This is a genomic window from Empedobacter sp. UBA1574, from assembly GCF_002322895.1.
Lineage (GTDB): Bacteria > Bacteroidota > Bacteroidia > Flavobacteriales > Weeksellaceae > Empedobacter > Empedobacter falsenii_B.
The window spans coordinates 1-22,683 of sequence record NZ_DCOI01000019.1 but is presented as its reverse complement, the minus strand read 5'-3'; the positions used below and the strand labels follow the sequence as shown (position 1 = coordinate 22,683).

Sequence of the window (22,683 nt, the reverse complement as noted above, 5' to 3'; positions counted from 1 at the left end):
AGCTTAGAATTTTATATCCTCTGTTGTTGCGATTAAATCTTGAATTGTTTCGCGACGACGAATTAAATAATCTTTGTCGTCAATTAACAAGACTTCCGCAGGTTTGAAACGCGAATTGTAATTCGAAGCCATCGAGAAACAATATGCTCCTGCATTGTGGAAACACAACACATCTCCTTCGCTAATTTCATTTATTTTACGATTCGATCCAAACGTATCTGTTTCACAAATATATCCCACAACTGTGTAATAACGGCTACGACCTTCTGGATTTGAAATATTTTCAATTTCGTGATGAGCACTATAAAACATTGGACGAATTAAATGGTTGAAACCTGTATCAATTCCTGCAAAAACAGTAGAAGTTGTTTGTTTCACAACATTTACAGTTGCTAAGAAAGATCCTGCTTCAGAAACCATATATTTTCCTGGCTCGAACATTAATGTCAAAGGTTTTCCGTACGCTTTTTCGAACTCATTGAAACGAGCTGATAAACGCTCTCCTAAATATTCAATATCTGTTTCGTCTGCGCCTGGATAGTAAGGAACTTTAAATCCTGATCCAAAATCGATGTAAGATAAATTCTTGAATTCTGCTGCAACTTCAAATAAAATTTCAGCTCCTTGTAAGAAAACATCAATATCTAAAATATCAGAACCTGTATGCATGTGAACACCATCCAAATGTAAACCTGTATTTTCTACAACACGTTTGATATGTGGTAATTGGTGAATAGAAATTCCGAATTTTGAATCAATATGTCCAACCGAAATATTTGCATTTCCACCTGCCATAATATGTGGATTAATACGCACACAAACTGGATATTTAGGAAAATCTTGACCAAATGTTTCTAAAACAGAAAGGTTATCGATATTGATGCGAACACCTAAATCAATTGCTTTTTTAATTTCAGCATACGAAACACCATTTGGCGTATAAATGATTTCTTTAGGCTTGAAACCCGCCATTAATCCCAATTCTACTTCTTGAATAGAAACCGTATCCAATCCTGAACCAAGTGATTTGAAATACTTTAAAAGATTAAGATTTGTGTTCGCCTTACATGCATAATTTAACTTTAAACGTTTGACTGTAGAAAATGCATTTGTCATCTTTTCATATTGCGATCTAATTTTGTTCGCATCATATACATACAAGGGCGCACCATATTTTTGCACCAATTCCAATAGACGTTCTCTATTCAGTTCCATTTTGTTTATTTTTTTGTTTAAAGTTAAATTTCAGTTGCCAAAATTACGGAATACAAATGGTTTTCTGAAGATAATTCAGAATAAACTTATTATAAATCAATAATTTCGAATATTGTTTAAAGATTTAAAAAATATTTCGAATATTATTCGGTAATAAATGTTTTAATCCCTCCACCATTCTTTGAAGTGAAAGACAGAATCGTTCAAATTTAGTGGTTCACCAATCATAGGCGTCAAAATATCGAGCTTATTTTGCTTACCATTCTCTATAATTTTTTCCAAAGGTTCGTCCCAAGCATGTTTTGCCAAAGCAAATTTTGCAGCATGTACAGGAATAATATGTTTAGCTTTTAAATCGGTAATGATCGCAGGTAAATCTGTTGGTAAAGCATGAATGTATTTCCAAGCATCGTTGTATTGTCCATTTTCTAGAATCGCAAAATCAAACGGACCATATTTTTCTCCAATTTCTTTGAAATGCGTATCATAACCGCTATCACCACCTAAAAATATTTTTTGCGTAGGTGTTTCCAATACATAAGAAGTCCAAAGTGTTGTATTTCGTTTAAATTTTCTACCAGAAAAATGACGAGCTGGTGTAAAAGTAATTTTTAAGTTATTTTTTAATGAAACGCTTGTGTTCCATTCTTCTTCGATTAATTGTTCTGGTAGATAATTCCACTTCTCGAAATGTGCGCCAACTCCAAGCGGAAGAATCACTTTCTCCACTTTTGGACGTAATTCTTTCACTGTTTCATAATCCAAGTGATCGTAATGATCGTGTGAAATAACCAAATAATCAATCTTTGGGAAATCTTTTGCGTGATACGTATTTGCTCCTTTAAATGCTTTATTGAAAATTGGTAAAGGCGAACCGTAATCACTAAAAACAGGATCGATTAGGAAATTAACACCATCCAATTGAATATAATAAGACGAATGTCCCAACCAAATAAATACATTTTCAGATTTATCAATAGATTTGATATCCGTCTGAATATGCGGAATAGAATCTTTCGGATTGAGTTTTGGATTTTTCGCACCAAAGAAAAAATCCCACATCACTTTTTTGGTATCAAAACCTTCTGCAAATGCAGGTGTGTGATGAATATTTTGAAATTGTCCATTTTTATACAACTTCGATTGTTTCATTCGTTCCAATCGTTTTCCAGTTGCATCAGCACCAAAAGTATCCATTTGTAGAATAGCGAAGGTTGCAATTACAAGAATTACAATCAAACTTAATAGGAAGTAAAGCATTCGTTTAAAAACTTTTCGTTTATTGATTTTTTTCATTAATGATCAAATGTATAAAATTCTTGGATTGCTTTTGAAATAATATATCTTAAGTAAACTGTAACATTTGTAACTTTCATTTTAATTTTGATTTACCAACTTTGTACACGTTTTAGAAAAAATACAAAATGGAATTTATCTTACAACCTTGGCCATGGTATATTGGCGGACCAATAATCGCAATTGTAATGCTTTTATTGATTTATTTCGGAAAAAGTTTTGGATTTTCATCAAATTTCAGAACTATTTGTTCAGCTTTGGGAGGAGGAAAATCATGTGATTTTTTCTCGTTTGATTGGAAAGCTCAAAAATGGAATTTATTATTCTTAGTTGGCGCAGTAATAGGAGGTTTTGTTTCGATACATTTTTTATCAGATAATCAAATACCTGAAATTTCAGAAGCTACAATTGCAAAATTGAATGCAATGGGATTTGAAAGTGCAGGAAAAGCATATTCTCCAACCGAAATTTTTGAAACGATGTCTGTTAAAAATATTGCTTTATTATTTGTTGGTGGATTATTAATTGGTTTTGGAACGCGCTACGCTGGTGGTTGTACATCTGGACATGCGATTTCAGGTTTAAGTGATTTGCAGTTACCTTCATTAATCGCTGTTATCGGCTTTTTTATCGGTGGACTTTTGATGGTTCACGTTTTGTTTCCTTTAATTTTTTAATCTCATGAGAAGTTTAGTTTATATCATATTAGGTGTTATCTTTGGTGTAACCATGTACAAGGCAGAAACGGCCTCTTGGTTTCGCATTTTCGAAATGTTCAATTTTCAATCTTTCCACATGTACGGATTTATTGGTTCGGCTTTGGTTGTAGGTTTGATTGGAATACAATGGATGAAAAAGAAAGAAGTAAAAGATATCGATGGTGAAAAAATTGTGATTCAACCCAAAACGAAATCAATTGCTCGTTATTTGATCGGAGGAATTTTCTTCGGATTAGGTTGGGCTTTAGTTGGCGCTTGTCCTGGACCAATATTTGTGTTATTAGGCGCGGGAGTTTATCCAATTTTAATTACAATTTTAGGTGCATTAATCGGTACCTTTCTTTACGGAAAAATTAGAAACAAAATCCCACATTAAACATGATAAAAGAGAAAATAGAAGCAACTTATCCATATCAATTTGAGGAAGAATTATTGAATGAAATCGATGAATTAGGATCTTTGATAGAATTTAAAGCGAATGATGTGATGATAGATTTGAACCAATTTATCAAAGGAATGCCAATTCTTTTGAGTGGTGCAATCAAGATTATGCGCGAAGATTTTGACGAAGGAGAATTGTTGTTGTATTTTCTCGAAAAAGGTGATACATGTGCTATGACGATGGCGTGTTGTTTGGGTGATAAACAAAGTAAAATACGTGCTGTTGCCGAAACTGATGGAGAACTGGTGATGATTCCGATTGTAAAAATGGACGAATGGTTGGCAAAATATCCATCGTGGAGACGTTTTATTTTTGATAGTTACAATAATAGAATGGAGGAAATGTTGGTAGCGATTGACAATTTAGCTTTTAATGATATGAACGAACGTTTGAAAAAATATCTGTTGGATGTCGCAAGTATCAATAAAGGTAAAGTTGTGTTAAAAACGCATCAAGAAATTGCTTATGAACTCAATACTTCTCGTGTTGTTATTTCTCGTTTGTTGAAAGCTTTAGAAAAGGAAGGTTTCCTTCAACTGAATAGAAACGAAATCACGATTAAGTAAGTAATTATTAAAAAATATAAAAGGAAGCGCATTGTTAAGCTTCCTTTTTTTTTGTTGAAACAATTTATAATAGAAAATTTTATAAAAATAATATCATTTGTAACAAATGTTACAATCTATTTTGATACGGTCAATTACTTTTGTTTTTGTATTTCATAAAACAAATGATTGCCCGTATAGTTTATTTTGGATTGTTGCTATTTACTTTTTTTCCTTTTGTAGAGTCGTCTGTGGCGTTACTTTTAGGGATTGGTTATGGTTTAATTTTTCAGAATGAATTTGGGAATTCTCAAAACGATATTCAAAGAAATTATTGAATATTGCAATCATTGGTTTAGGGTTAGGTTTGAATCTTCACGAGGCAGTTTCGGTAAGTAAAGATGGATTTTTTCTCACTTTTATTTCTGTGTTAAGTGTTTTTACATTAGGATTTGTATTCTACCGATTATTAAAAATCAATAAGAATACATCGCTGCTGATTACTTCAGGAACTGCTATTTGTGGAGGAAGTGCCATTGCCACAATTTCTTCGGTTTTACAACTAAAAGCGAATCAAATTACCATTGCTATGGCAGTTGTGTTTGTGTTGAATGCGATTGCATTAATGATTTTTCCGTTTATTGGACATTATTTTCAGTTATCGCAATATCAATTTGGTTTGTGGTCGGCAATTGCAATTCACGATACAAGTTCTGTTGTCGGTGCAGCCAAACAATACGGTGAACAAGCTTTAGAAGTTGCAACTACTGTGAAATTGAGCCGAACATTATGGATTTTTCCGTTGGCTTTATTAATTGGTTATTTCAACAAAAAAGAGAACTCTTCTTACAAATTTCCTTATTTTATTATTGGTTTTATAGCAACAATGCTTATCGCTACTAATTTTCCTCAAGGCGAAAAAGTTTATCACATTTTACAAGGAATTTCGAAACAATAAATGGTTGTTGCTTTATTTATGATTGGCTCGTTGATTAACATACAATCCATCAAACAAGCAGGTTTTAAAACCTTATCATACGGAATTTTACTTTGGATTTTTATCTCCATTTTATCTTTGGTTTTGGTTTTAAATTATTTTTAAAATCTTTATTCTTTCTATTTTAAGTCTGTAACATTGGTTACTGTCGATTTTTTTTTAGCAACTTAACTTTGCTTAACAAATTAGAAAAGGTTAAACCATAAAAATATTATCATATGTTTTTTCAACACATTTTTGAAAAGTCATTGGCACATTCAAGTTACCTTGTAGGTTGTCAAGCAAAAGGAGAAGCAATTGTAATCGATCCAAAAAGAGATATTGATATATACTTAAAAATAGCAGAAGAAAATAAGCTGAAAATTACGCATATTGCAGAAACACATATTCATGCTGATTATCTTTCTGGTAGCCAAGAGTTAGCTTATGTAACAGGAGCAAAGATGTATTTGTCTGATGAAGGAGGTGAAGATTGGCAATACGATTTTGAACATATCGGATTAAAAAATGGCGATAAAATAGAAGTTGGAAATCTAATTTTTGAGGTGATGCATACACCAGGTCACACGCCAGAAAGTATTAGTTTCTTATTAACAGATACGCCTGCGACGAAAGAACCGGTTATGATTTTTACTGGAGATTTTGTTTTTGTAGGAGATATTGGTCGTCCAGATTTATTAGAAGAAGCAGCTGGATTAATTGGTACTAAAGAAGTAGGAGCGAAGCAGATGTTTGAATCGTTGAAAAAATTTCAAGCATTGCCAGATTATCTACAAGTTTGGCCAGCACATGGAGCAGGTTCTGCTTGCGGAAAAGCTTTGGGTGCTGTAGCAAGTACGACGGTTGGTTATGAGAAAATCAGAAATTGGGCGTTGCAATTTGATTCGAATGAAAAAGGATTTGTTGATTATTTATTGGCAGATCAACCCGAAGCACCAGCTTATTTTGCAATGATGAAAAAGCTGAATAAAACAAAACGTCCTTTGTTGATCGAAGTTCCGAAATGGGCTAAATTAACATACATCGAATTTGAAAAAGCGAAAGATTTTGGAATGAAAGTGATTGATGCGCGTATCAAAACAGATTTTTCTCAAATCCATTTACCAGGAACATTAAATATTCAAAACAATAAAACATTCAATACTTGGATGGGTTGGATGGTAAATTATCAAGAACCAATTGTGTTGATTGTAGAAGAGGATGAAATAGAAGAAATGACACGAAAATTGATGCGAATTGGTTTGGATAATGTTTATGGTTATATTACTTCAACAGATATGTTGAGTAATTTTAGTTCTTTAGAATCTTCTATTTTAATCGACGCAGATACAATGGAAAATTACATTGGAAATGATGAGGTTCAGATTTTAGATGTTAGAGGGGAAACAGAATTTAAAGAAGGTCATATCGAAGGAGCGAAGCATATTTTTGTCGGTTATTTACCAAAAAGATACAATGAATTAGATCCAACTAAAAAAATTGTCTTGCATTGTCAAGCTGGAGATCGAGCAACGATTGCACAAAGTTTTTTGGAATCGAAAGGTTTTGAAGTTGAAAACTATAGTGGAGGAATTGCTGATTGGAAATTGAATCAAAAACCATTAGTGAAATAATATGTTTTTCAAAAAGATTTTAAAAATGTTGACATCAAATTCGAATGTAGAAGTAGAGCTAGTACTAATCAAGCAGTAACAATTTTAAATAAAAATGACAGTAGTTGCTTAATAATTCTTCTTAGAATCAAGTACAATTACTGTCAAATTATTTTCTTACTCTTACTTTTTCTTCATGTATTTTTTTGGATTTTTTTTGAATTCAACTTTACAGCTTTTACTACAAAAACCATAAATTTTCTTTTGATAAATTGCGGTATCTGTTAAGAATTGTGCGGTATTCATTCCACAAATAGGATCTTTCTCGTTTACAACTTTTACTTTTAGTTTTTGTTGAGCAAAAATTGAAAAAGAGATGATGAAGAATGTTAATGTTACTATTTTTTTCATTGTTATTGATTTTTAGATTGAAATAAATTGTAATTAAAAAAGAAACCTATTCTGTTTTTTACTTCGATTTCTCCCGAATTTAAATCAGAAAGTATGGGTTGAAAATATTCTATACCAAAATTAAACTTTCGAGCAGCTGCTTCTAATCCTAATTTCGCAAATTGAGCTTTTCCCTTAGATTTTGGAATCGTCTCCCCAAATTGTTCATTTTTATAATAAAGTTCGTTTTGAAAACCGACTTTTCCAAGTATTTTTAATTCATTGTTAATGAAAAGATGTTGTAATTGAATTAATTGATTCCATTGATCTCCAAATTTGTATTTCTTCTTATTCTCTCCTTTCAAGTTGTAGTCTGTTACTAATTGTAAAGTCGAATTCTTAAAAGCTAATTGGTAATTTATTGCAAACTGAGTATCCCAACTTCCTGTACCTAATTGAAAACTTGGATTGGTTGTTTCAGCATTTGCTTGATTAAATTTTGCGATTGGAATTTTTAAACCTATTGCAGCACTTAATCCATGTTTTAGCTCATTAGAACTTGTGTTTGATTTAATGACTTTAACTATTCCCATCATATTTAAATCTCCAATACCAGAAATAGAAGAAGAGTTTTTACCTTCTTTATTATGAAAATGGTAAGGAATACTAGCATTGATGTCAATTCTATTATTTATTGGAATTCTTGCCCATAATTGAATGGTATTGAACAGTTGCTTTTGTGTTCTTTTATTAGAAAAAGCATCTTCTTTAGTTTTATAAGATTGATGTAGATAACGAATCCCAACGAAATTTGAATTTATAAGATTTTCAATTCCATTTGAGGTTGAAGTTGCAGAACAACCGCAAGCATCACAATCTAATTCTAAATCATATAAATGAGAGATTACAATAGAATCATTATCTGTATGAGCAAATAATAAAATGGGAGTAAATAATATAACAAAAAATAAATTGATATATAATTTCATTTTAATAGATTTAAAATTCTGCATAAACAGGGTTATTAATAAATGAGTAATCAGTTAATGTTTTTAGAAAAGAGATAATTGCCTTTTTTTCTTCTTCTGTCATAGGAATTCCAATTCGATTATTTTGTTTGAGTTGAGAATCCAAATTTTTATCATTTTGTACACCTTCTGAATAAAAATTCAAAACAGCTTCTAAACTATAGAATCGTCCATCGTGCATATAAGGTTTGGTCATTTCAATATTTCTTAAACTTGGAACTCTAAACTTCATAAAATCAGTCGAATCTAATGTCACACGATATAAACCTCCATCTTTGTATTGTTTATTATAATACATTCCTGTATTTCGAAAAGACTCATCTGTAAAAAGTGTTCCTTTATGACAGCTTAAACATTTCTGTTGAAAAAGTTGTAAACCTTTTTTTTCGGTTTCGGTTAAATTTGTCTCTTTCCTTAAATACTGATCATATTTAGAATCTTTTGATACAACTGAAGCCATAAACTGTCCTAATGCGCTGAGAATACGATTTGCATCGATTTTATCATCTCCGAAAGCATTTTTAAACATTTTTCGATAAGAAGAATCTGATGATAATTTCTTAATGATTTCGGGAAAAGTAGTATCCATCTCTTCTTCAGCTGTAATAGGAGAAATTGGTTGTTGAGCTAAATCATGAATAACGCCATCCCACATAAATCGATTTAGAAATGCCAAATTTTGAATAGGAGGAGCATTTCGAATTCCTAATCGATCATCAATTCCATGACTAACAGGATGTCCGTGGTGAGTAAAGGCATTTTCTTGAATATGGCAAAAAGCACATGAAATAGTATTATTTCTAGATAATCGACCTTCATAAAATAGTTTTTTTCCTAACTCAACTCCATTTTTAGTTAACGGATATTTATCTGTATCAAATGTTATTTTAGGAAAATAAGAAGGAACTTCTAATTGATAAGGTTCATAAACGATTTGTCCATAATCAATATCATCATCGTTACAACTTAACAAGATGAATAAACTGAATATAATTGTTATTATTTTATTCATTGTTTGTGGAATTATGCGGTGTTTTACAAACACCGCTATAAACTTTATTGATTTTTTTCGTCGTTATGTACATGATCAACTCGAAACATATTTTGTATGTTTTCTGTTACAAATTGTGCAAAGTTGGAAGATCCCATAATATTATTGTTCGATTCATCTAATGTCAATTTATGGTTACCACTTAAATAGGTATTCAAATTTGCCATAATATGAATAGATGGCTTAATCTTAGAAGTTACTCGTGCAGATGTAGGTAAATCTAATGTTACTTCTTTATATAAATCTTGAACATTATTTTTGTTAATATCTCCCATATTTCCTGTGTGAGTTAAGAAGAAAGTATCAGTAGTAGTTTTGCCATAAAAACCTTCTATTTTAAAGAAAACATAACCAGCAGCCCAAGCCCAAGTCATTCCATTTTTCTTTGCTTTTTCCCAAAAAGTAGCTTGCCCAGTCTGTCCTAATAAATAAGCTTTCTGAGATACACCAAGTCCGAAACGTATTTTTGTATATTTATTTTGAGGGATATTATCCAAATTTAAATAAACGACATTAGCTATAGCAGAATCTTGATTAATAACAAAAGCGCCTTTGTCTGGATCGTTTTTATGATAATCAAATTCATTTCCTTTTTCATCAATTAATGTGATGTTAGAAATGATATATTTTAATGTTGTCAATTTATGTTTTTGTCCGTTTGATGAGGTTTGCGTTGTTTGATCTAAAACAATTCCTCCCAAATTATCAAATCCATTTTCAAACTTTAATTGAATTTTACCTGTTTCGGTAGATTTAATTTCAGAGAAATCATCATCGTTGTTGCAGGAAGTAAATAAAGTAAGTAATGCGATAAATGATAAGTTTAAAAAATATTTGATTGTTTTCATTGTAATAATTGTTTAATTTTTTTGAATAAAAATGCTGTTGGAAAACAATTATTGTTCTCCAATACTGAATATTTGTTCTATTAATTAAACAATTGGAGGTTTTAGATATTTAAAAACCCAATCGATAGAATAGGATGATAGCCAAAAGAATCGATGTTTTATTTTTACAATAAAATCTTGAATAAATGGAATATTTAAGGATTCGAAATGTATAAAAATTTCTGCAAATCGAATATTTTTTACTAAAACCGAATCAGATTCTTGTTCTGTTTCTTTTAGTTGCTTCGATAAATAACATTTTCCATTACATTGCATTTCTGGTCGCTCTTTATTGATACAATACTCATCAATAATCTTCTCCTGAGTACTAATGAATACAGTAAAAGGAATTAGTGATCGAAAACCAATTAAAAGCACGAACAATGCAATCAATAAACAATTGAAACTTTTGACAAATCTTATATGAAATGTCAACTTGATTAAATGTTAATGAGATAATAATTTGATAAACAAGAATTATTTATCAAATAGGAGGCTGAAGTTGTTGATCTAATTGATATTGAGTTTCGAAAGCTAATTCGATAGTCGAAATTTTTTCAATAGATTTTATGAAGGTAAATGTGTTAATTTCGAAGGTAGGTTGATAAATAAAATAATCAATTGCACGCAAAGAAACTTGAATTTTATTATCATCATTTTGTTCATCATTAACAGTCTTGGAAATTTGTTCTTTCAGATAACAAACTCCATTACACAATAATTCTGGACGCTCTATATTAACACAATATTCGTTAGAAATCTTATCATAATTTACCAAATAGTCAATAACAGGTAGCAATGGTCTACAAGTTATTAGAACAACAGTTAGTATGAAAAGGTAAGATTTCAATTCCTTAAAATTTTTATAAAATTAGACAGTTTTTATTTATTTTGAAAATGAAGATTATCAGTTTTTTCAGAAATTGAATTCAAGTTTCTTTTTATTGAAATGACATTAATGAAATAATCTTAAAAGGTTTATATTTTTTAGATTGAGAAAGATATCGTAACTTTGAATTAATCATTTTAGAATCAATTCATGGCAAATTTTATTGACATCTATAGAAGAAACAACCAATTGTGGTTGTTTTTGTCGTTGGCATATTTGCATGATGATACTTTCTTAAGAAGCTCGAAAGAGTTTATCAACTAATCCCTGTTACGACTCGAGACAGGGAACCTTCTATTTTTTTCAATTATCAATTATTTTCAATTTTCTGTAAGGAGATTTGTATCAAATTTTAGCGAATTTTATTTTCGGTTATTTGATATTTGAGTCTTAGAGAATCTTCTTCGAATGATTGAAAGTTTAACTAAGAATTTATCAAAATGACAACAAATATTATTTTAACAACAGGATTATACGATTTAATTAAAGACCATTTAAGAAGAAAAAAAGTAACAGCAGAACAAGAAAATATCTTAACAAAAGAATTGCGTCATGCAGAACAAATTTTGAGAAGAGATTTGGCTGATAATATTGTGACTGTTGGGAAAAAAGTAACAATAAAAGAATTAAATTCAAATCAAGAATATCAATTAAATTTTGTTAGCCCAGAAAAGGCAAAACCGAAAAAGAATCGTCATTCTATTTTAATGGACGAAGGTTTAGCAACAATTGGTTATAAAATTGGTGATGTAATTGAATGGCCAGCAAATGATGGCTCAAAAAAATATGAAATTCTGAATGTAGAAGCAGTTTCATAATTTGTCCAAAAGCATAATAAAAAAACCGAGCATTAGCTCGGTTTTTTATTGGTATATTTTCTGGAAAAATATTTTAAACATCTAAATGTGAAGCAGTAATTTTCTGACCATAAAAAATTGTTGTATTTGCTTCAAAACTTTTCGCATCATCTGTCGTATAAAATGTAAGATGCCCATTTTTTGAACATTGTGTTTCTACTTCGGGATGACGATGTAGATAGTCAGTTAATTTATTCGCGACCAATTCTCCTTGCGAAAGAATTGTTACATTTTCTGGTACATATTGCGAAATAACAGGAAGAAGAAGCGGATAATGTGTACAAGCCAATACAACTGTATCGATTTCGGATGATTGATCAAATAAGCGTTGAATATCTTTTTCTACAATATCGTGCGCAGCTTTGCTATCAATTTCATTATTCTCAACCAAAGGAACCCAAAGTGGACAAGCCAATTGAAAAACATCAATTGTTGAATGAAATTTGTTCATCTCGATTTTATACGATTCAGACAAAACAGTTCCTTGTGTAGCTAAAATTCCGACTTTGTTATTCTTTGTGTATTCATTTATCGATTCTGTTGTTGGGCGTATAACACCCAAAATTCTTTTGCCTTCGGGTAAATCATTTTGCTGAATTGTTCGTAAAGCCTTTGCAGAAGCTGTATTGCAAGCAAGTATAACCAAGTTACATCCCAAATCAAACAATTTAAAAACGCATTCTTTGGTGTATTCATAAACTGTCTCAAACGAGCGAATTCCATAAGGGCAACGAGCATTATCACCTAAATAGATATAATCGTATTGCGGAAGTTTTTTCTGTATTTCTTTGAAAACGGTTAATCCTCCATAACCAGAGTCAAAAACACCAATTGGTCCTTGCATATTCGCTTATTTTTGAAGCACAAATTTACAAAATGTATTAAGATGTTAGCGTAATAATTTGGTTTGAAAATTTACATATAATTAATAGAAATAATAAATTTTATAATCTATTCAACAATTGTTTGAATAAAATTATTTTCTTTTCTGCTTCCGTTTTTTATTTCGCCAAATTATAAAACCTGTAATAGGTAAACTTGCCACAATTATTGAAGAAGTAAAGGCTAATATTTTACCAAATAAACCTAATATTTGTCCTGTATGAATGTCGTACATTGAGTTTGCAAACTTTTTACCATTTGATAAATTCTCATTCATTAATTGAGAAACCTGAAATTGTTCCGAATCAAATTGATATTCGTCAACCGCATAATAACGCAAACTTTTATGATACGCTCTTATGGCCAAAGGATTTTTTTCGGGTACGGGTAAATAAATCCAATACATAGAAGCTGTTGGACTATTTTTTAAACTATAAGCATATGCAGAATCAACAATAGTGTAATTGTTTTCTAACATTTTTTTAGGTTGATAGACATATCCTTTTTCTTCATTTGGAAATGATTTTCCAAGATTAACGATTTGCATATATGAATTGCGAACAGGTTTGAAACTAAATGCAATACCTGATAAAGCGACAATAAATGCAATACTAAAAGCATAAAATCCCAGTACATTATGCAAATCATAATTGATACGTTTCCATTTTGCTTTGTATTTTATCGTTAACCCATTTTTAGCTTGTTTTCTCTTTTTGGGCCACCAAAGAATTAAACCGCTTATCATAATCATGATAAAAATAACAGTTGAAAAACCAATTATATTTTTTCCGATATCACCCAATAAAAGATTCATATGAATGTATTGTATCACCAAGAAAAAATCTTGTTTCATATTTTCTTGATGTAAAATTTTCCCTGAATATGGATTAATATACACAAAGTAAGATTCTTTTTTATCATCCATCGTCATCACAACCGTTGATCGATCTTTATCCATATACATCACTCGAAGCACAACATGTTTAGGATTTTTGTCTTGTACTTTATGGATAATTTTACTTGGTTTTATGAATGGTTGATGAACAATCTCGACTTTTCTATAATCAAAAAGAGTATCTTTTATTTCATCTTGAAAACAAAATATAGCTCCTGTTATTGCCACAATACAAACAATAATACCTGTAAATAATCCAAACCATTTGTGAAAGAAGAGAAAATATTTTTTCATTAATAAAAATTAATTTAGAATAAATAAAAATTATATTTGCAGCAAATATAAATTATTTAAAAACACACTATGAAAAAAAATATCATCTGTTTAACAATTTTATTGGGGAGTGCCTCGCTGTCATATGCCCAAACGAATGATAGTATATCCACAGATTTGAATGATGTTGTGGTAGTTGCTTCAAGAAAACCTACTAAAATATCTGATTTGGCAGGAACTGTTTGGGTGATCAATCAAGAACAAATTGCACAACAAGCTAAAAATGGTGTTCCATTAAAAGAAGCTTTAGCGATTATGATTCCAGGGATGGATGTTGGTTCGCAAGGAAGATCAAATTATGGTCAAAATATGCGTGGACGTTCAATGCTGGTGATGATAGATGGAGTTTCTTTAAACAGTATCCGTAACATAAGTCGTCAATTAGATGCAATTGATCCGTTTAATATCGAAAGAGTTGAGGTTTTATCTGGTGCAAGCGCAATTTATGGCGGAAATGCGACAGGTGGTATTGTCAACATTGTGACGAAAAAAGCACTAAAAAATGGAATTAGTGGCGAAACAGAACTTGGTTTACGTACAGGTTTTTCAGGAAGTGATGATCATGATTGGCGCGTTGCTCAATCTATTGGTTACAAAAATGATAAATTTACGGGATGTTTGGCTGTTGCATTTCAACAAAATGGTGGAGCTTATGATGCAGATGGAGATCAAATATTTGCAGATATTTCGCAATTAGATTTACAATATAATCAATCTATTGATGTGTTGGCAACAGCAGGTTATAAATTCAATCCGAAGCATCAAATCAATGGATCTGTGCAATATTATCGTTCCAAATATAGTGGAGATCGTAGTTTATATTTAGGTGAAAACATTAGTGTTTTAACCAAAGGAGATGCTTCTGTTTTGGAGATGCGTGATGGTTTTGATACGGATAAAAATCCAGGAACAGAGCGTGTAATGGGAACATTGAGTTATAATGGAACTAATATTTTAGGAGGGCAAGATGTGTATGTTCAATTTGCTTCTCGTGTTGAAAAATTAGGATTTTATCCATTCCCAGGTAATTTAACGTTGCCTTCTGGGACAAGTCCTTATATGTCGGCTTCTCAACAGGATACGTATTATTCGGGTCTAAAAGCTGTTTTGGTCAAAGATTGGGGAAAATTGAAATTAACATACGGTGCAGATGTTGATTTTGAAAAGTTTGAAGGTCAACAAAATGTATTTGATTCTCAGAAGTCATTATCAAGTGGAGGAATGATTAATCACACTGTTTTAACGATTGATCGTTATCCAACTAATCATTCTACAAGTTTTGCTGGATATGCGCAAGCTGAGTATGATATTTTACCCCAATTGAAAGTTTCGGGAGGAATTCGTTACCAAGATATTTCAATTAAGTTGGATGATTTTATTGGTTCTACTCAACAATTGCAAATCGCTAATGGTTATGGAAACAGTGCCGATTATATTCCAGGTGGAAAAAGTAGCTATAATATGACGATGCTAAATGCTGGTTTGTTATATAAAATTAATGAATTGAACCAAATTTGGACAACTTATTCACAAGGAGTTTCATTAGCTGATCCATCAAAATTTTATGGATATGGAAATTATAAATTTAATTCTGCAACCAATAATTGGGATTTAAGTTCGAGTGTGAATGTAAAAGATTCTCCTCTTTCTGGTGTGAAAACAGGACAATTTGAACTTGGTTATCGTTTCAGAACAAATAATGGATTTAAAGGACAAATCTCTGGATTTATCAGTAATTCCGACAAAAATATTGCTTTAAAACGTGATGGACTAAATCTTTGGGTAGAAGTGGTTGATCAAAAATTAAGAAATATGGGCGTAGAAGCAGAGGTTTCTTATACGAACGGAGGATTTTATGTTGGAGCAAATACATTGCTAATCAAATCTGAAGTGGAGAAAAATGGTGATTGGCAAAAACAAGATGTTTCAACTTCTGGACCTTCTAAATTTACAGCTTATGCAGGTTATGGATTTGATAATTGGAATTTTAGATTTCAAACTTTACAAAGTTTCAAATACACAGATGGTTTGGAAAATGTGATCGATTCATACAATACATCAGATTTAATGGTTGCTTACAAATTACCTTTTGGTAAAATTAATTTAGGTGTTCAGAATATTTTTAATACCGATTATCAAACAATTTGGAGCGCAAAATCACAAGTTTTGTATAGTGCATATAAAGTTCCAGAATTGTTTTATTACGCTGGACGTGGAAGAACTTTTAATCTAAGTTTTACATACAATTTTTAATTTATGAAAGCGAATCATTTGATTCGCTTTTTTATTTTAAGGGAATTAAACACCGAACTAAAAAATAAGATTAATGATTGCAGGAATGATTCGAAAGCCAATAAAGCAAAAAAAATCGTAGAGTAGGATAGGTAAAAGAGAACAAATATATGGGCTAAAGAATAGATTTTTGAATTTATTTTCTATAGAGAGGTTCTATAATTTTTACCAATTATTAATTTTATTCGATTTATCTAAAATCTCTTGAATTAATTTATTAAAATGATTCTCCAAACCAGTTACTGCATCAGGATAATCGACTTCATTCTTTTTATTATAGATAGAATTTTTGTTTTTGCTTGTTGGATTCAATACGAGATAATAATAATCTCCTATGCTCGAATTCCACTTTCTTGCTTCAAAAGAAGGTCGATTAATTCGAATTTTATCATCTTTAAAGAGAATTGTAATCGAATAAGATAAGTCATATTCAATCTTTGACTTTCCTATTTGCATATAATTCATTTTTTGTTTTACAGTTAAAGCTTCTTGCTCATATCCATTTATTGTTATGCTTTCATTTTCGGCTAAACTCAATACTTTCTTTGGATCTTTGTACATACTCGATAAGGCTGACAACACAATTCTGTATAACTCATTTTTTTTGGTATTTGGTTTATCAATTACGATATAATCAGTTTTATCTTTAGATGAAACAAATCCATTTGATGTTAAAGTAAAATATTGCGCATAGCTAAATTGCGATAAACAAATAATTGTAAATAAAGTATATAAGATTTTCATATTTCATTCGTTTAAATACTAATTTAAGAAAAATGTCTCATTTTTGGAATGAATACTTAAAAATCAATGTGTTAAAGTTTATGAATATTGTTTACATAAAATATTTTTACTTCTTGTAAATAGAGGTGATTTAGCTATGTCATTCATCCTTCAAACTTCGTCAATCCATTTGTATAAATCGATTTCAGAAGAGATGTCAAAGGTTTTTCTTAATCTACTTTTTCTTGTTTGCACAGTTCTTATTGCAAGGTTGTTGTATTCTGTAATATCTTTTGTTGTAAAACCTAATTTGAGTAAAGAACAAAATTTGAATTCGTCTGGAGTCATTTCAGGATTAAAGGATATGACTTGTCCTGAATTAGCTATACACAAATTGCAAGTGTATGAAAAAAACAGAAAAAGTTGAAAGTGGTTTACCAAGAAAAGAAGTTACTAGAATTTATGGTTTAGGAAATTGATGTTTGGATGCGAAATTATAGATCAGAGATTTATTGCTCATAAGTATGATCGAAAAAGGTGATCCCTATGAAAATGCAATGGCAGAAAGGGTTAATGGAATGATTAAAATGGAGTTTAACCTGTATGAAAGCTCATTAGGTTTTGATCAGACAAAGATTAAAGTTAATAATAGTCTTAAATCATATAATGAATTGAGACCACAAGTAAGTTGTGATTATTTAACTCCAAATGCTGCGCATTTACAATCAGAAAAATTGAATAAAAGATGGAAAAACTATAATAGGAGTTTTAATTATCAAAACTCTCTTGTATAGTAAGTTTAGGATTAAGATGAATTAGTGTATATCGAAAATACTACTTTTCTGTATCCGAGTTGTATCCATCTTTCACCTTACTTCTTATTATAAAAATCAATTTGTCGTTGAATTGTTTTTTCGGTTTGAATAATGTCTAATATTAAAATTTTGATAGTTTCTTTTTTGTTCTTTTCTGTTTCATAAAAGTTGGAGTATAAGAAATTCATGAAAAATTCTGTTTTGTTCTTTAATATGTCTTTTTGTTCTTCAATATTAGACAAAGAAGTGATTTTATCATAATTTATCAAGTCTATTTTGGAAGTTGAAACTGATTTCCAAGCGCTTGTTTTAATCTGAGGAATAAACACACCTTTACATTTCATTGTGACACCCAAAATGTTAACACTTTTGTTATCAGCATAGTATTCAAGCGAATCAACATAAGAATTTTGCAATGGAATATTGTATTTTATTTCTTCCGTTGTTTCATTCAATTCACTTTTTATCGTTGAAAAAACTTGATTAATATACACTTGGTCTTTTCTATTTGTGTTCCAATTGTCAATAAACAGTGCAATCAAAATACCTACGGTTACAGGAATAATTTCTTTGATAAATTGAATTGAATAATTTTCTAATGCTTTCTTCATTAAATTTAGTTCTTGTTAATTTATATTGATGTGTTAAATCAAACAAATATCTCATATTCATCGGAATGCACCATAACTATTTTTATATTTTTTGATAAATAGTGGCGAAATTTAAAGGTTAACAATTAAGTTGATATTTTTGAGATTTGTATTAAGTTTAATTTGCTCTGTTTTGTTCCTCGAAATTCACTTTTTTGTTGTTTTCTTTCACTTTGTTATTTCCAAAATTGTATGTTAAACTAAGTTTGAAACCTCGGTAATCATTGTATTGATTAAACTCCGAACGATAATCGCCATTATACGAATACCCTTTGTTTTTAATCGTTTTGAATACATCATTTACCACAAAATTAGCTTGTAATTTTTTATCGAAAAACGAAGCTTTAATGCCTGGCGAAAATTCCAATTGATCTTGCAGTTTTATGTTGGCATACGTGAACGGAAGCGAATGCCAGAAGTTTAGCATCAAAAACCACGTTTTATTCTCATTTAATGTAATAGTGTTGTAAAAGGTATATGACATCGAATAAACTTTCAGTTTTTCCAATTCAGAAATGGTCGGTTTTGTGATTGTATAAGATGCATTTGCATTGATTGAGGTTTCCCAAATTTTGAAAAATGTGTTGTAATATCCAATATTGAATCCCGTTCTGTTTTGGTCATAACTATTTTCTATTACATTGCTGTAAATTCCGTCCGAAAAACGTGCAATATTCGATGTGTTATTTTGGCTAAATTGATTGTAAAGTCCAAATGTAAATTTTCCTTTGTACGAATAATTTAGTTCAATATTATCATTAAATGATGGTTGTAATTTAGGATTTCCTGTGTAATACATATACGGATTCGTGTACCAACGGAATGGATTTAAAGATTGAAAATTGGGACGATTTATTCTTTTGGAATAATTGATACTGAACGAATGATTTGTAGTTGGTTTGTAACTGATATAAGCTGTAGGAAATAATTTTCCGTAGTTCTTTTTCAGACTGCTGTTTTCGTCATTTGGTGTAAAACCTTCTAGCGAAGTGTATTCGTATCGTAAACCAGCTTTTGCTGACCATTTTTGATTGAAATCTTTTTGAAAGCTAACATAAGCCGCATAATTGTGTTCTTTGTAATGAAAAATATTGCTATTCGATGGGTTCAAAACAAAATCTGCTTCATCAAATTCATAGTATTCCACATTCGATTTGTTATCCAATAGTGTATATTTTGCTCCAGTTTCTATGTTCAGCCATTTGTAAGGAAGCGTAAGATCTGATTGTACCGAATAAATCGCATATTTCATTTTACTATTATTTCGAACAATAGCATTATGCTGATTCGTGTTGTTAAAAGTATTTAAATTGTTGATTTTATTAGGACTATCGTTCAAGTAATTCGCTGTAAAACTTAGTTTTTTACCAATGCTGTCCAATTTTATGTCATAATAAGTATTCAAAGTATGTGTTGGTGTTGTCCAACGTTGTTTTTGAAGGGTTACTAATGTAGAATCTATAATAGAATTTGTTTCATAATGGCTTAGTCCATCCGTCTTCATATTATAATGCTGATTGGAATAGTCGTAAATAAGACCGATGTTTTGTTTCTCATTTATTTTATAATCAAGGCTGTAGTTTAACCCAAAACCATCGGGCGTATCTTTTCTTGTTTCCGAGTTGTAGACACTGTTAGTTTTGCTTAAAAGATCTCGAGCTCCAACGGCTTTATAAGCCATATCAAATTGCCTTAATTTCAACGAAGTGCTTAATTTTTTCGATTGATAATTCATTGTAGCACCTGTTCTGAAGCCACTGTAAGAATTTTTTTGATACGAAGAATTTACACTCCCGCTCCAGCCAATATTAGGATTTTTCTTTAGAATAATATTAATAATTCCACTATTTCCTTGTGCTTCATATTTTGAAGGAGGAGTTGTAATGATTTCAATTTTCGCAATATCATCAGAACGAAGCGATTGTAGATAATTAGTAAGTTCGCTTCCTGATAAATTAAGCATTCTGTCATTCACCATAACCGAAACATTTCCTTTTCCTACAATAGAAATATTATCATTCAGTACATTCACCATTGGTGTGTTTCGTAAAGCGTCCAAAGCAGACATTCCTTGCGAAGCAATAGAATTTTCGATATTACAAACCAGACGATCAACTTTCTGTTCAATTAGTTTCTTTTTTGCTGTAACCGTTGCACCTTCTAAAGTTGTAGCATCTTGAATTTTGATAAGTCCTAAGTCTTTATCTTGTTTAATTTCTATTTCTTCTGAATAAAATTCTACGCCAAACTGTTCTATTTTAAGTAAATAATTTCCAGCATCTGTTTTCATAGAAAATAATCCCAGACTATCTGTATATGCTTGATTGATAAGTAAACTATCATTTTTAAAAAGAAGAATATCAGCAAATTCAAGTGCTTTATCATGTTGATTGATCACTTTTCCATTTATCGAAAATTGTTGTCCAAAAACTGATGAACAAAAGCTGAAGGCAATCAAATAGCAGCTAATCAAAATAAGATTTTTCATATGTTGTATTTTATTTATAACAAAGAAAAAGTATAGAACAAAGAAAAAATTGTAAAAATCGTGCAGCTTAATGTTGCGCATAAATCCAAGCCAATTGTTCTTGTTGAATGCTTGTTTTATTTCTTAATTGATTGGGCGATTGTCCCGTAATTTCTTTAAAATCGCGGATAAAATGAGATTGATCGGTGTAATTATTTTGGTAAGCGATATGCGTAAGTTTTTCTTTTTCGAAATGGAGAATAGAATTTAGCGCTTTTCTAAATCGAACTGTTTTCAAAAAAGTTTTTGGACTTTGCCCAATTTGATTCATAAACAGGCGATACAAGGTCGATTCATTCATCGAAAGATTTTTGGCTAAAGGACCAACTTTTAATTCATCTGTTTGTTGAATAAGGTATAAGATTTCTTTAGTTTTAGTATTTAAATAATCTTGATTTAAGCTTTTCAATAATATATGTTCGAGCATTGAAATTCTTTTCAACGAATTCTTTTCCTCAAATAATTGTTCTGTAAAATCTGTTGCAAATTTTGGGAAAATCATTTCGAAAACTTCATCACTTTTAATTAATTCATCGTACGAAATATTTGTAAATAAGCGTAACGCAGCTGGATGAAAAATGATGCAAACTTCATCTAAAGAAGCATCAATGCTTACATTAAGATTAGATTCGTGAAATCCTGATAAATAACTTTTGTATGTAGCATTTCCTTTTAAGGTAAAAAGATGTTTGTTTGTTTTATTCTGTTCGAGAATGATTTTATTCTGTTTGTAAATGGCAAGACACAAATTGGTGTTAGGGAAAGTTGAATAGTCAATCTTTTCATCTTTTTTAGATTTGAAAAGGATGAAATACTGAACGATATTTTTTAATTCAGGATGATGAGGTTGTATAATTTCGGTTTTCATAAACGTACACGTAATAAAATCAATTTTAGCGAATAACACGTTGATAGCGTGTTCTATTCTATAGACGCTTTTGTTTGATGTATGTTACCTGTAAGTTCGAATTATTTTAATATTATGCTTGAGGAATTAAAAATTATATGCAAATCCTGCATTTCCATATATGTTATACATTTTGAATGAAATGGCTTCGAAATTCTTTTTGAAAACCTGTTTGTGAGCCATTGTTACATCAAAAAATAAACTGAAATGATTCTTTAATTTATATTCAGTTCCTAGTTGGCTTCCAAATTGAAAAGGACTTAAATAATCAGAAAAATCGTACAAACCTTTTGCTGTGTTTTCAAATGTTGTAGGTTCACCGATTGGACTTCCTTCTCTAAAAACACCATCGTAAATATATCCTGAAAAAGATTTATCAATCAAGGCAGAAAAGTAAAATCCGCCATATAAATTCCATTTTGTAGACGCGTTCCATACCAATAGAACCGGCATAGAGACATAAGCATTATCCATTTCGGTAATGACATGTCCTGTAAAAAAGCCTTTGGTTTGTGCTCCAGTATCGTTTTGTATTTGTGTGTAATAGTTCTTTACTTTCGCTTGTGTTTTCATTCCACGACCTTCTACGTTTAATCCGACACGAACACCTAATTCACGTTTATCGTTGAGCCACTTTGTTGCATTTATACCTATTCCTAATTGCAAAGTAGGGTTATAGCTTTCAATTTTTCGGATTTCAGCAGGCATTCCAATCGGTGAAGCTCCTCCAATGTGGGTACGTCATATCCTC

Annotated in this window: 23 protein-coding genes; 8 read left to right on the top strand and 15 right to left on the bottom strand. The window is 30.6% G+C overall.

Features of this window, described 5'->3' with window-relative positions; translation table 11 throughout:
- Window positions 1-3: 3 nt before the first annotated feature.
- Together lysA and B3578_RS05160 are read right to left on the bottom strand one after the other, a co-directional pair.
- The gene (gene lysA / locus B3578_RS05165; RefSeq protein ID WP_180906035.1) at window positions 4-1,215 is read right to left on the bottom strand and encodes a diaminopimelate decarboxylase; all 1,212 of its coding nucleotides are present in this window, start codon (window positions 1,213-1,215) and stop codon (window positions 4-6) included.
- A 162-nt stretch (window positions 1,216-1,377) separates the two neighbouring features.
- Entirely contained in the window at window positions 1,378-2,511 is a 1,134-nt protein-coding gene (locus B3578_RS05160) for an MBL fold metallo-hydrolase (protein ID WP_180906036.1), read from the bottom strand.
- Window positions 2,512-2,639: 128 nt separating this feature from the next.
- Here B3578_RS05160 and B3578_RS05155 point away from each other — a divergent pair, with 128 nt between their 5' ends.
- From B3578_RS05155 to B3578_RS05135, 5 genes are all read left to right on the top strand, one after another.
- Window positions 2,640-3,188, top strand: coding sequence for a YeeE/YedE family protein (locus B3578_RS05155; RefSeq protein WP_114999312.1), 549 nt, complete (start codon window positions 2,640-2,642; stop codon window positions 3,186-3,188).
- Between the two features lie 4 nt (window positions 3,189-3,192).
- On the top strand, window positions 3,193-3,606 hold the full coding sequence (locus B3578_RS05150) for a YeeE/YedE family protein (RefSeq protein WP_114999314.1): 414 nt from the start codon (window positions 3,193-3,195) through the stop codon (window positions 3,604-3,606).
- Between the two features lie 2 nt (window positions 3,607-3,608).
- Window positions 3,609-4,238: a Crp/Fnr family transcriptional regulator gene (locus tag B3578_RS05145; RefSeq protein ID WP_219034541.1), complete on the top strand. Its 630-nt coding sequence runs from the start codon at window positions 3,609-3,611 to the stop codon at window positions 4,236-4,238.
- 277 nt (window positions 4,239-4,515) lie between these two features.
- Window positions 4,516-5,175 carry a YeiH family protein gene (locus B3578_RS05140; protein ID WP_371875734.1) on the top strand — a complete coding sequence of 220 codons (660 nt, stop codon included), beginning with the start codon at window positions 4,516-4,518 and terminating at the stop codon, window positions 5,173-5,175.
- A 257-nt stretch (window positions 5,176-5,432) separates the two neighbouring features.
- On the top strand, window positions 5,433-6,827 hold the full coding sequence (locus B3578_RS05135) for an MBL fold metallo-hydrolase (RefSeq protein WP_219034540.1): 1,395 nt from the start codon (window positions 5,433-5,435) through the stop codon (window positions 6,825-6,827).
- A gap of 162 nt (window positions 6,828-6,989) precedes the next feature.
- Here the strand turns inward: B3578_RS05135 and B3578_RS05130 are convergent, their stop codons facing one another.
- From B3578_RS05130 to B3578_RS05105, 6 genes are all read right to left on the bottom strand, one after another.
- Entirely contained in the window at window positions 6,990-7,217 is a 228-nt protein-coding gene (locus B3578_RS05130) for a YHS domain-containing protein (RefSeq protein ID WP_114999320.1), read from the bottom strand.
- Window positions 7,218-7,219: 2 nt separating this feature from the next.
- Window positions 7,220-8,185, bottom strand: coding sequence for a hypothetical protein (locus B3578_RS05125; protein WP_291047168.1), 966 nt, complete (start codon window positions 8,183-8,185; stop codon window positions 7,220-7,222).
- Between the two features lie 10 nt (window positions 8,186-8,195).
- Window positions 8,196-9,236 carry a cytochrome-c peroxidase gene (locus tag B3578_RS05120; RefSeq protein ID WP_291047167.1) on the bottom strand — a complete coding sequence of 347 codons (1,041 nt, stop codon included), beginning with the start codon at window positions 9,234-9,236 and terminating at the stop codon, window positions 8,196-8,198.
- A 44-nt stretch (window positions 9,237-9,280) separates the two neighbouring features.
- Window positions 9,281-10,123, bottom strand: coding sequence for an MbnP family protein (locus B3578_RS05115; protein WP_291047166.1), 843 nt, complete (start codon window positions 10,121-10,123; stop codon window positions 9,281-9,283).
- Window positions 10,124-10,207: 84 nt separating this feature from the next.
- Window positions 10,208-10,438, bottom strand: a complete 231-nt coding sequence (locus tag B3578_RS05110) for a hypothetical protein (protein WP_291047165.1) — start codon at window positions 10,436-10,438, stop codon at window positions 10,208-10,210.
- Window positions 10,439-10,646: 208 nt separating this feature from the next.
- Complete coding sequence (locus B3578_RS05105; protein WP_219034535.1) at window positions 10,647-10,961, bottom strand: hypothetical protein; 315 nt, start codon at window positions 10,959-10,961, stop codon at window positions 10,647-10,649.
- A gap of 530 nt (window positions 10,962-11,491) precedes the next feature.
- Here B3578_RS05105 and B3578_RS05100 point away from each other — a divergent pair.
- Window positions 11,492-11,869: a GreA/GreB family elongation factor gene (locus tag B3578_RS05100; protein ID WP_125350614.1), complete on the top strand. Its 378-nt coding sequence runs from the start codon at window positions 11,492-11,494 to the stop codon at window positions 11,867-11,869.
- A 73-nt stretch (window positions 11,870-11,942) separates the two neighbouring features.
- On the opposite strand, the gene murI is transcribed toward B3578_RS05100, so the two are convergent.
- Both murI and B3578_RS05090 read right to left on the bottom strand, forming a co-directional pair.
- Window positions 11,943-12,752: a glutamate racemase gene (murI, locus tag B3578_RS05095; protein ID WP_219034534.1), complete on the bottom strand. Its 810-nt coding sequence runs from the start codon at window positions 12,750-12,752 to the stop codon at window positions 11,943-11,945.
- 132 nt (window positions 12,753-12,884) lie between these two features.
- Window positions 12,885-13,979: a PepSY-associated TM helix domain-containing protein gene (locus B3578_RS05090; protein WP_219034533.1), complete on the bottom strand. Its 1,095-nt coding sequence runs from the start codon at window positions 13,977-13,979 to the stop codon at window positions 12,885-12,887.
- Window positions 13,980-14,048: 69 nt separating this feature from the next.
- Between B3578_RS05090 and B3578_RS05085 the strand changes: the two genes are divergently transcribed.
- Complete coding sequence (locus B3578_RS05085) at window positions 14,049-16,271, top strand: TonB-dependent receptor (RefSeq protein ID WP_291047164.1); 2,223 nt, start codon at window positions 14,049-14,051, stop codon at window positions 16,269-16,271.
- 204 nt (window positions 16,272-16,475) lie between these two features.
- On the opposite strand, the gene B3578_RS05080 is transcribed toward B3578_RS05085, so the two are convergent.
- A complete protein-coding gene (locus B3578_RS05080; RefSeq protein ID WP_219034531.1) occupies window positions 16,476-17,054 on the bottom strand; it encodes a hypothetical protein in 579 nt (192 codons plus the stop codon).
- Window positions 17,055-17,557: 503 nt separating this feature from the next.
- Between B3578_RS05080 and B3578_RS05075 the strand changes: the two genes are divergently transcribed.
- Window positions 17,558-17,827: an integrase core domain-containing protein gene (locus B3578_RS05075; RefSeq protein WP_257468126.1), complete on the top strand. Its 270-nt coding sequence runs from the start codon at window positions 17,558-17,560 to the stop codon at window positions 17,825-17,827.
- Between the two features lie 77 nt (window positions 17,828-17,904).
- Here B3578_RS05075 and B3578_RS05070 read toward each other — a convergent pair whose 3' ends face one another.
- The 4 genes from B3578_RS05070 to B3578_RS05055 all read right to left on the bottom strand — a co-directional run bounded on the left by B3578_RS05070 (window position 17,905) and on the right by B3578_RS05055 (window position 22,646).
- Window positions 17,905-18,459, bottom strand: coding sequence for a hypothetical protein (locus B3578_RS05070; RefSeq protein ID WP_219034422.1), 555 nt, complete (start codon window positions 18,457-18,459; stop codon window positions 17,905-17,907).
- Window positions 18,460-18,616: 157 nt separating this feature from the next.
- Window positions 18,617-20,986 (bottom strand): TonB-dependent receptor domain-containing protein, encoded by a 2,370-nt coding sequence (locus tag B3578_RS05065; RefSeq protein ID WP_291047163.1) that lies wholly within the window; start codon window positions 20,984-20,986, stop codon window positions 18,617-18,619.
- Between the two features lie 67 nt (window positions 20,987-21,053).
- Window positions 21,054-21,893 carry an AraC family transcriptional regulator gene (locus tag B3578_RS05060; RefSeq protein WP_291047162.1) on the bottom strand — a complete coding sequence of 280 codons (840 nt, stop codon included), beginning with the start codon at window positions 21,891-21,893 and terminating at the stop codon, window positions 21,054-21,056.
- A gap of 126 nt (window positions 21,894-22,019) precedes the next feature.
- The gene (locus B3578_RS05055) at window positions 22,020-22,646 is read right to left on the bottom strand and encodes an outer membrane beta-barrel protein (RefSeq protein WP_409410645.1); all 627 of its coding nucleotides are present in this window, start codon (window positions 22,644-22,646) and stop codon (window positions 22,020-22,022) included.
- Between the last annotated feature and the right edge of the window lie 37 nt (window positions 22,647-22,683).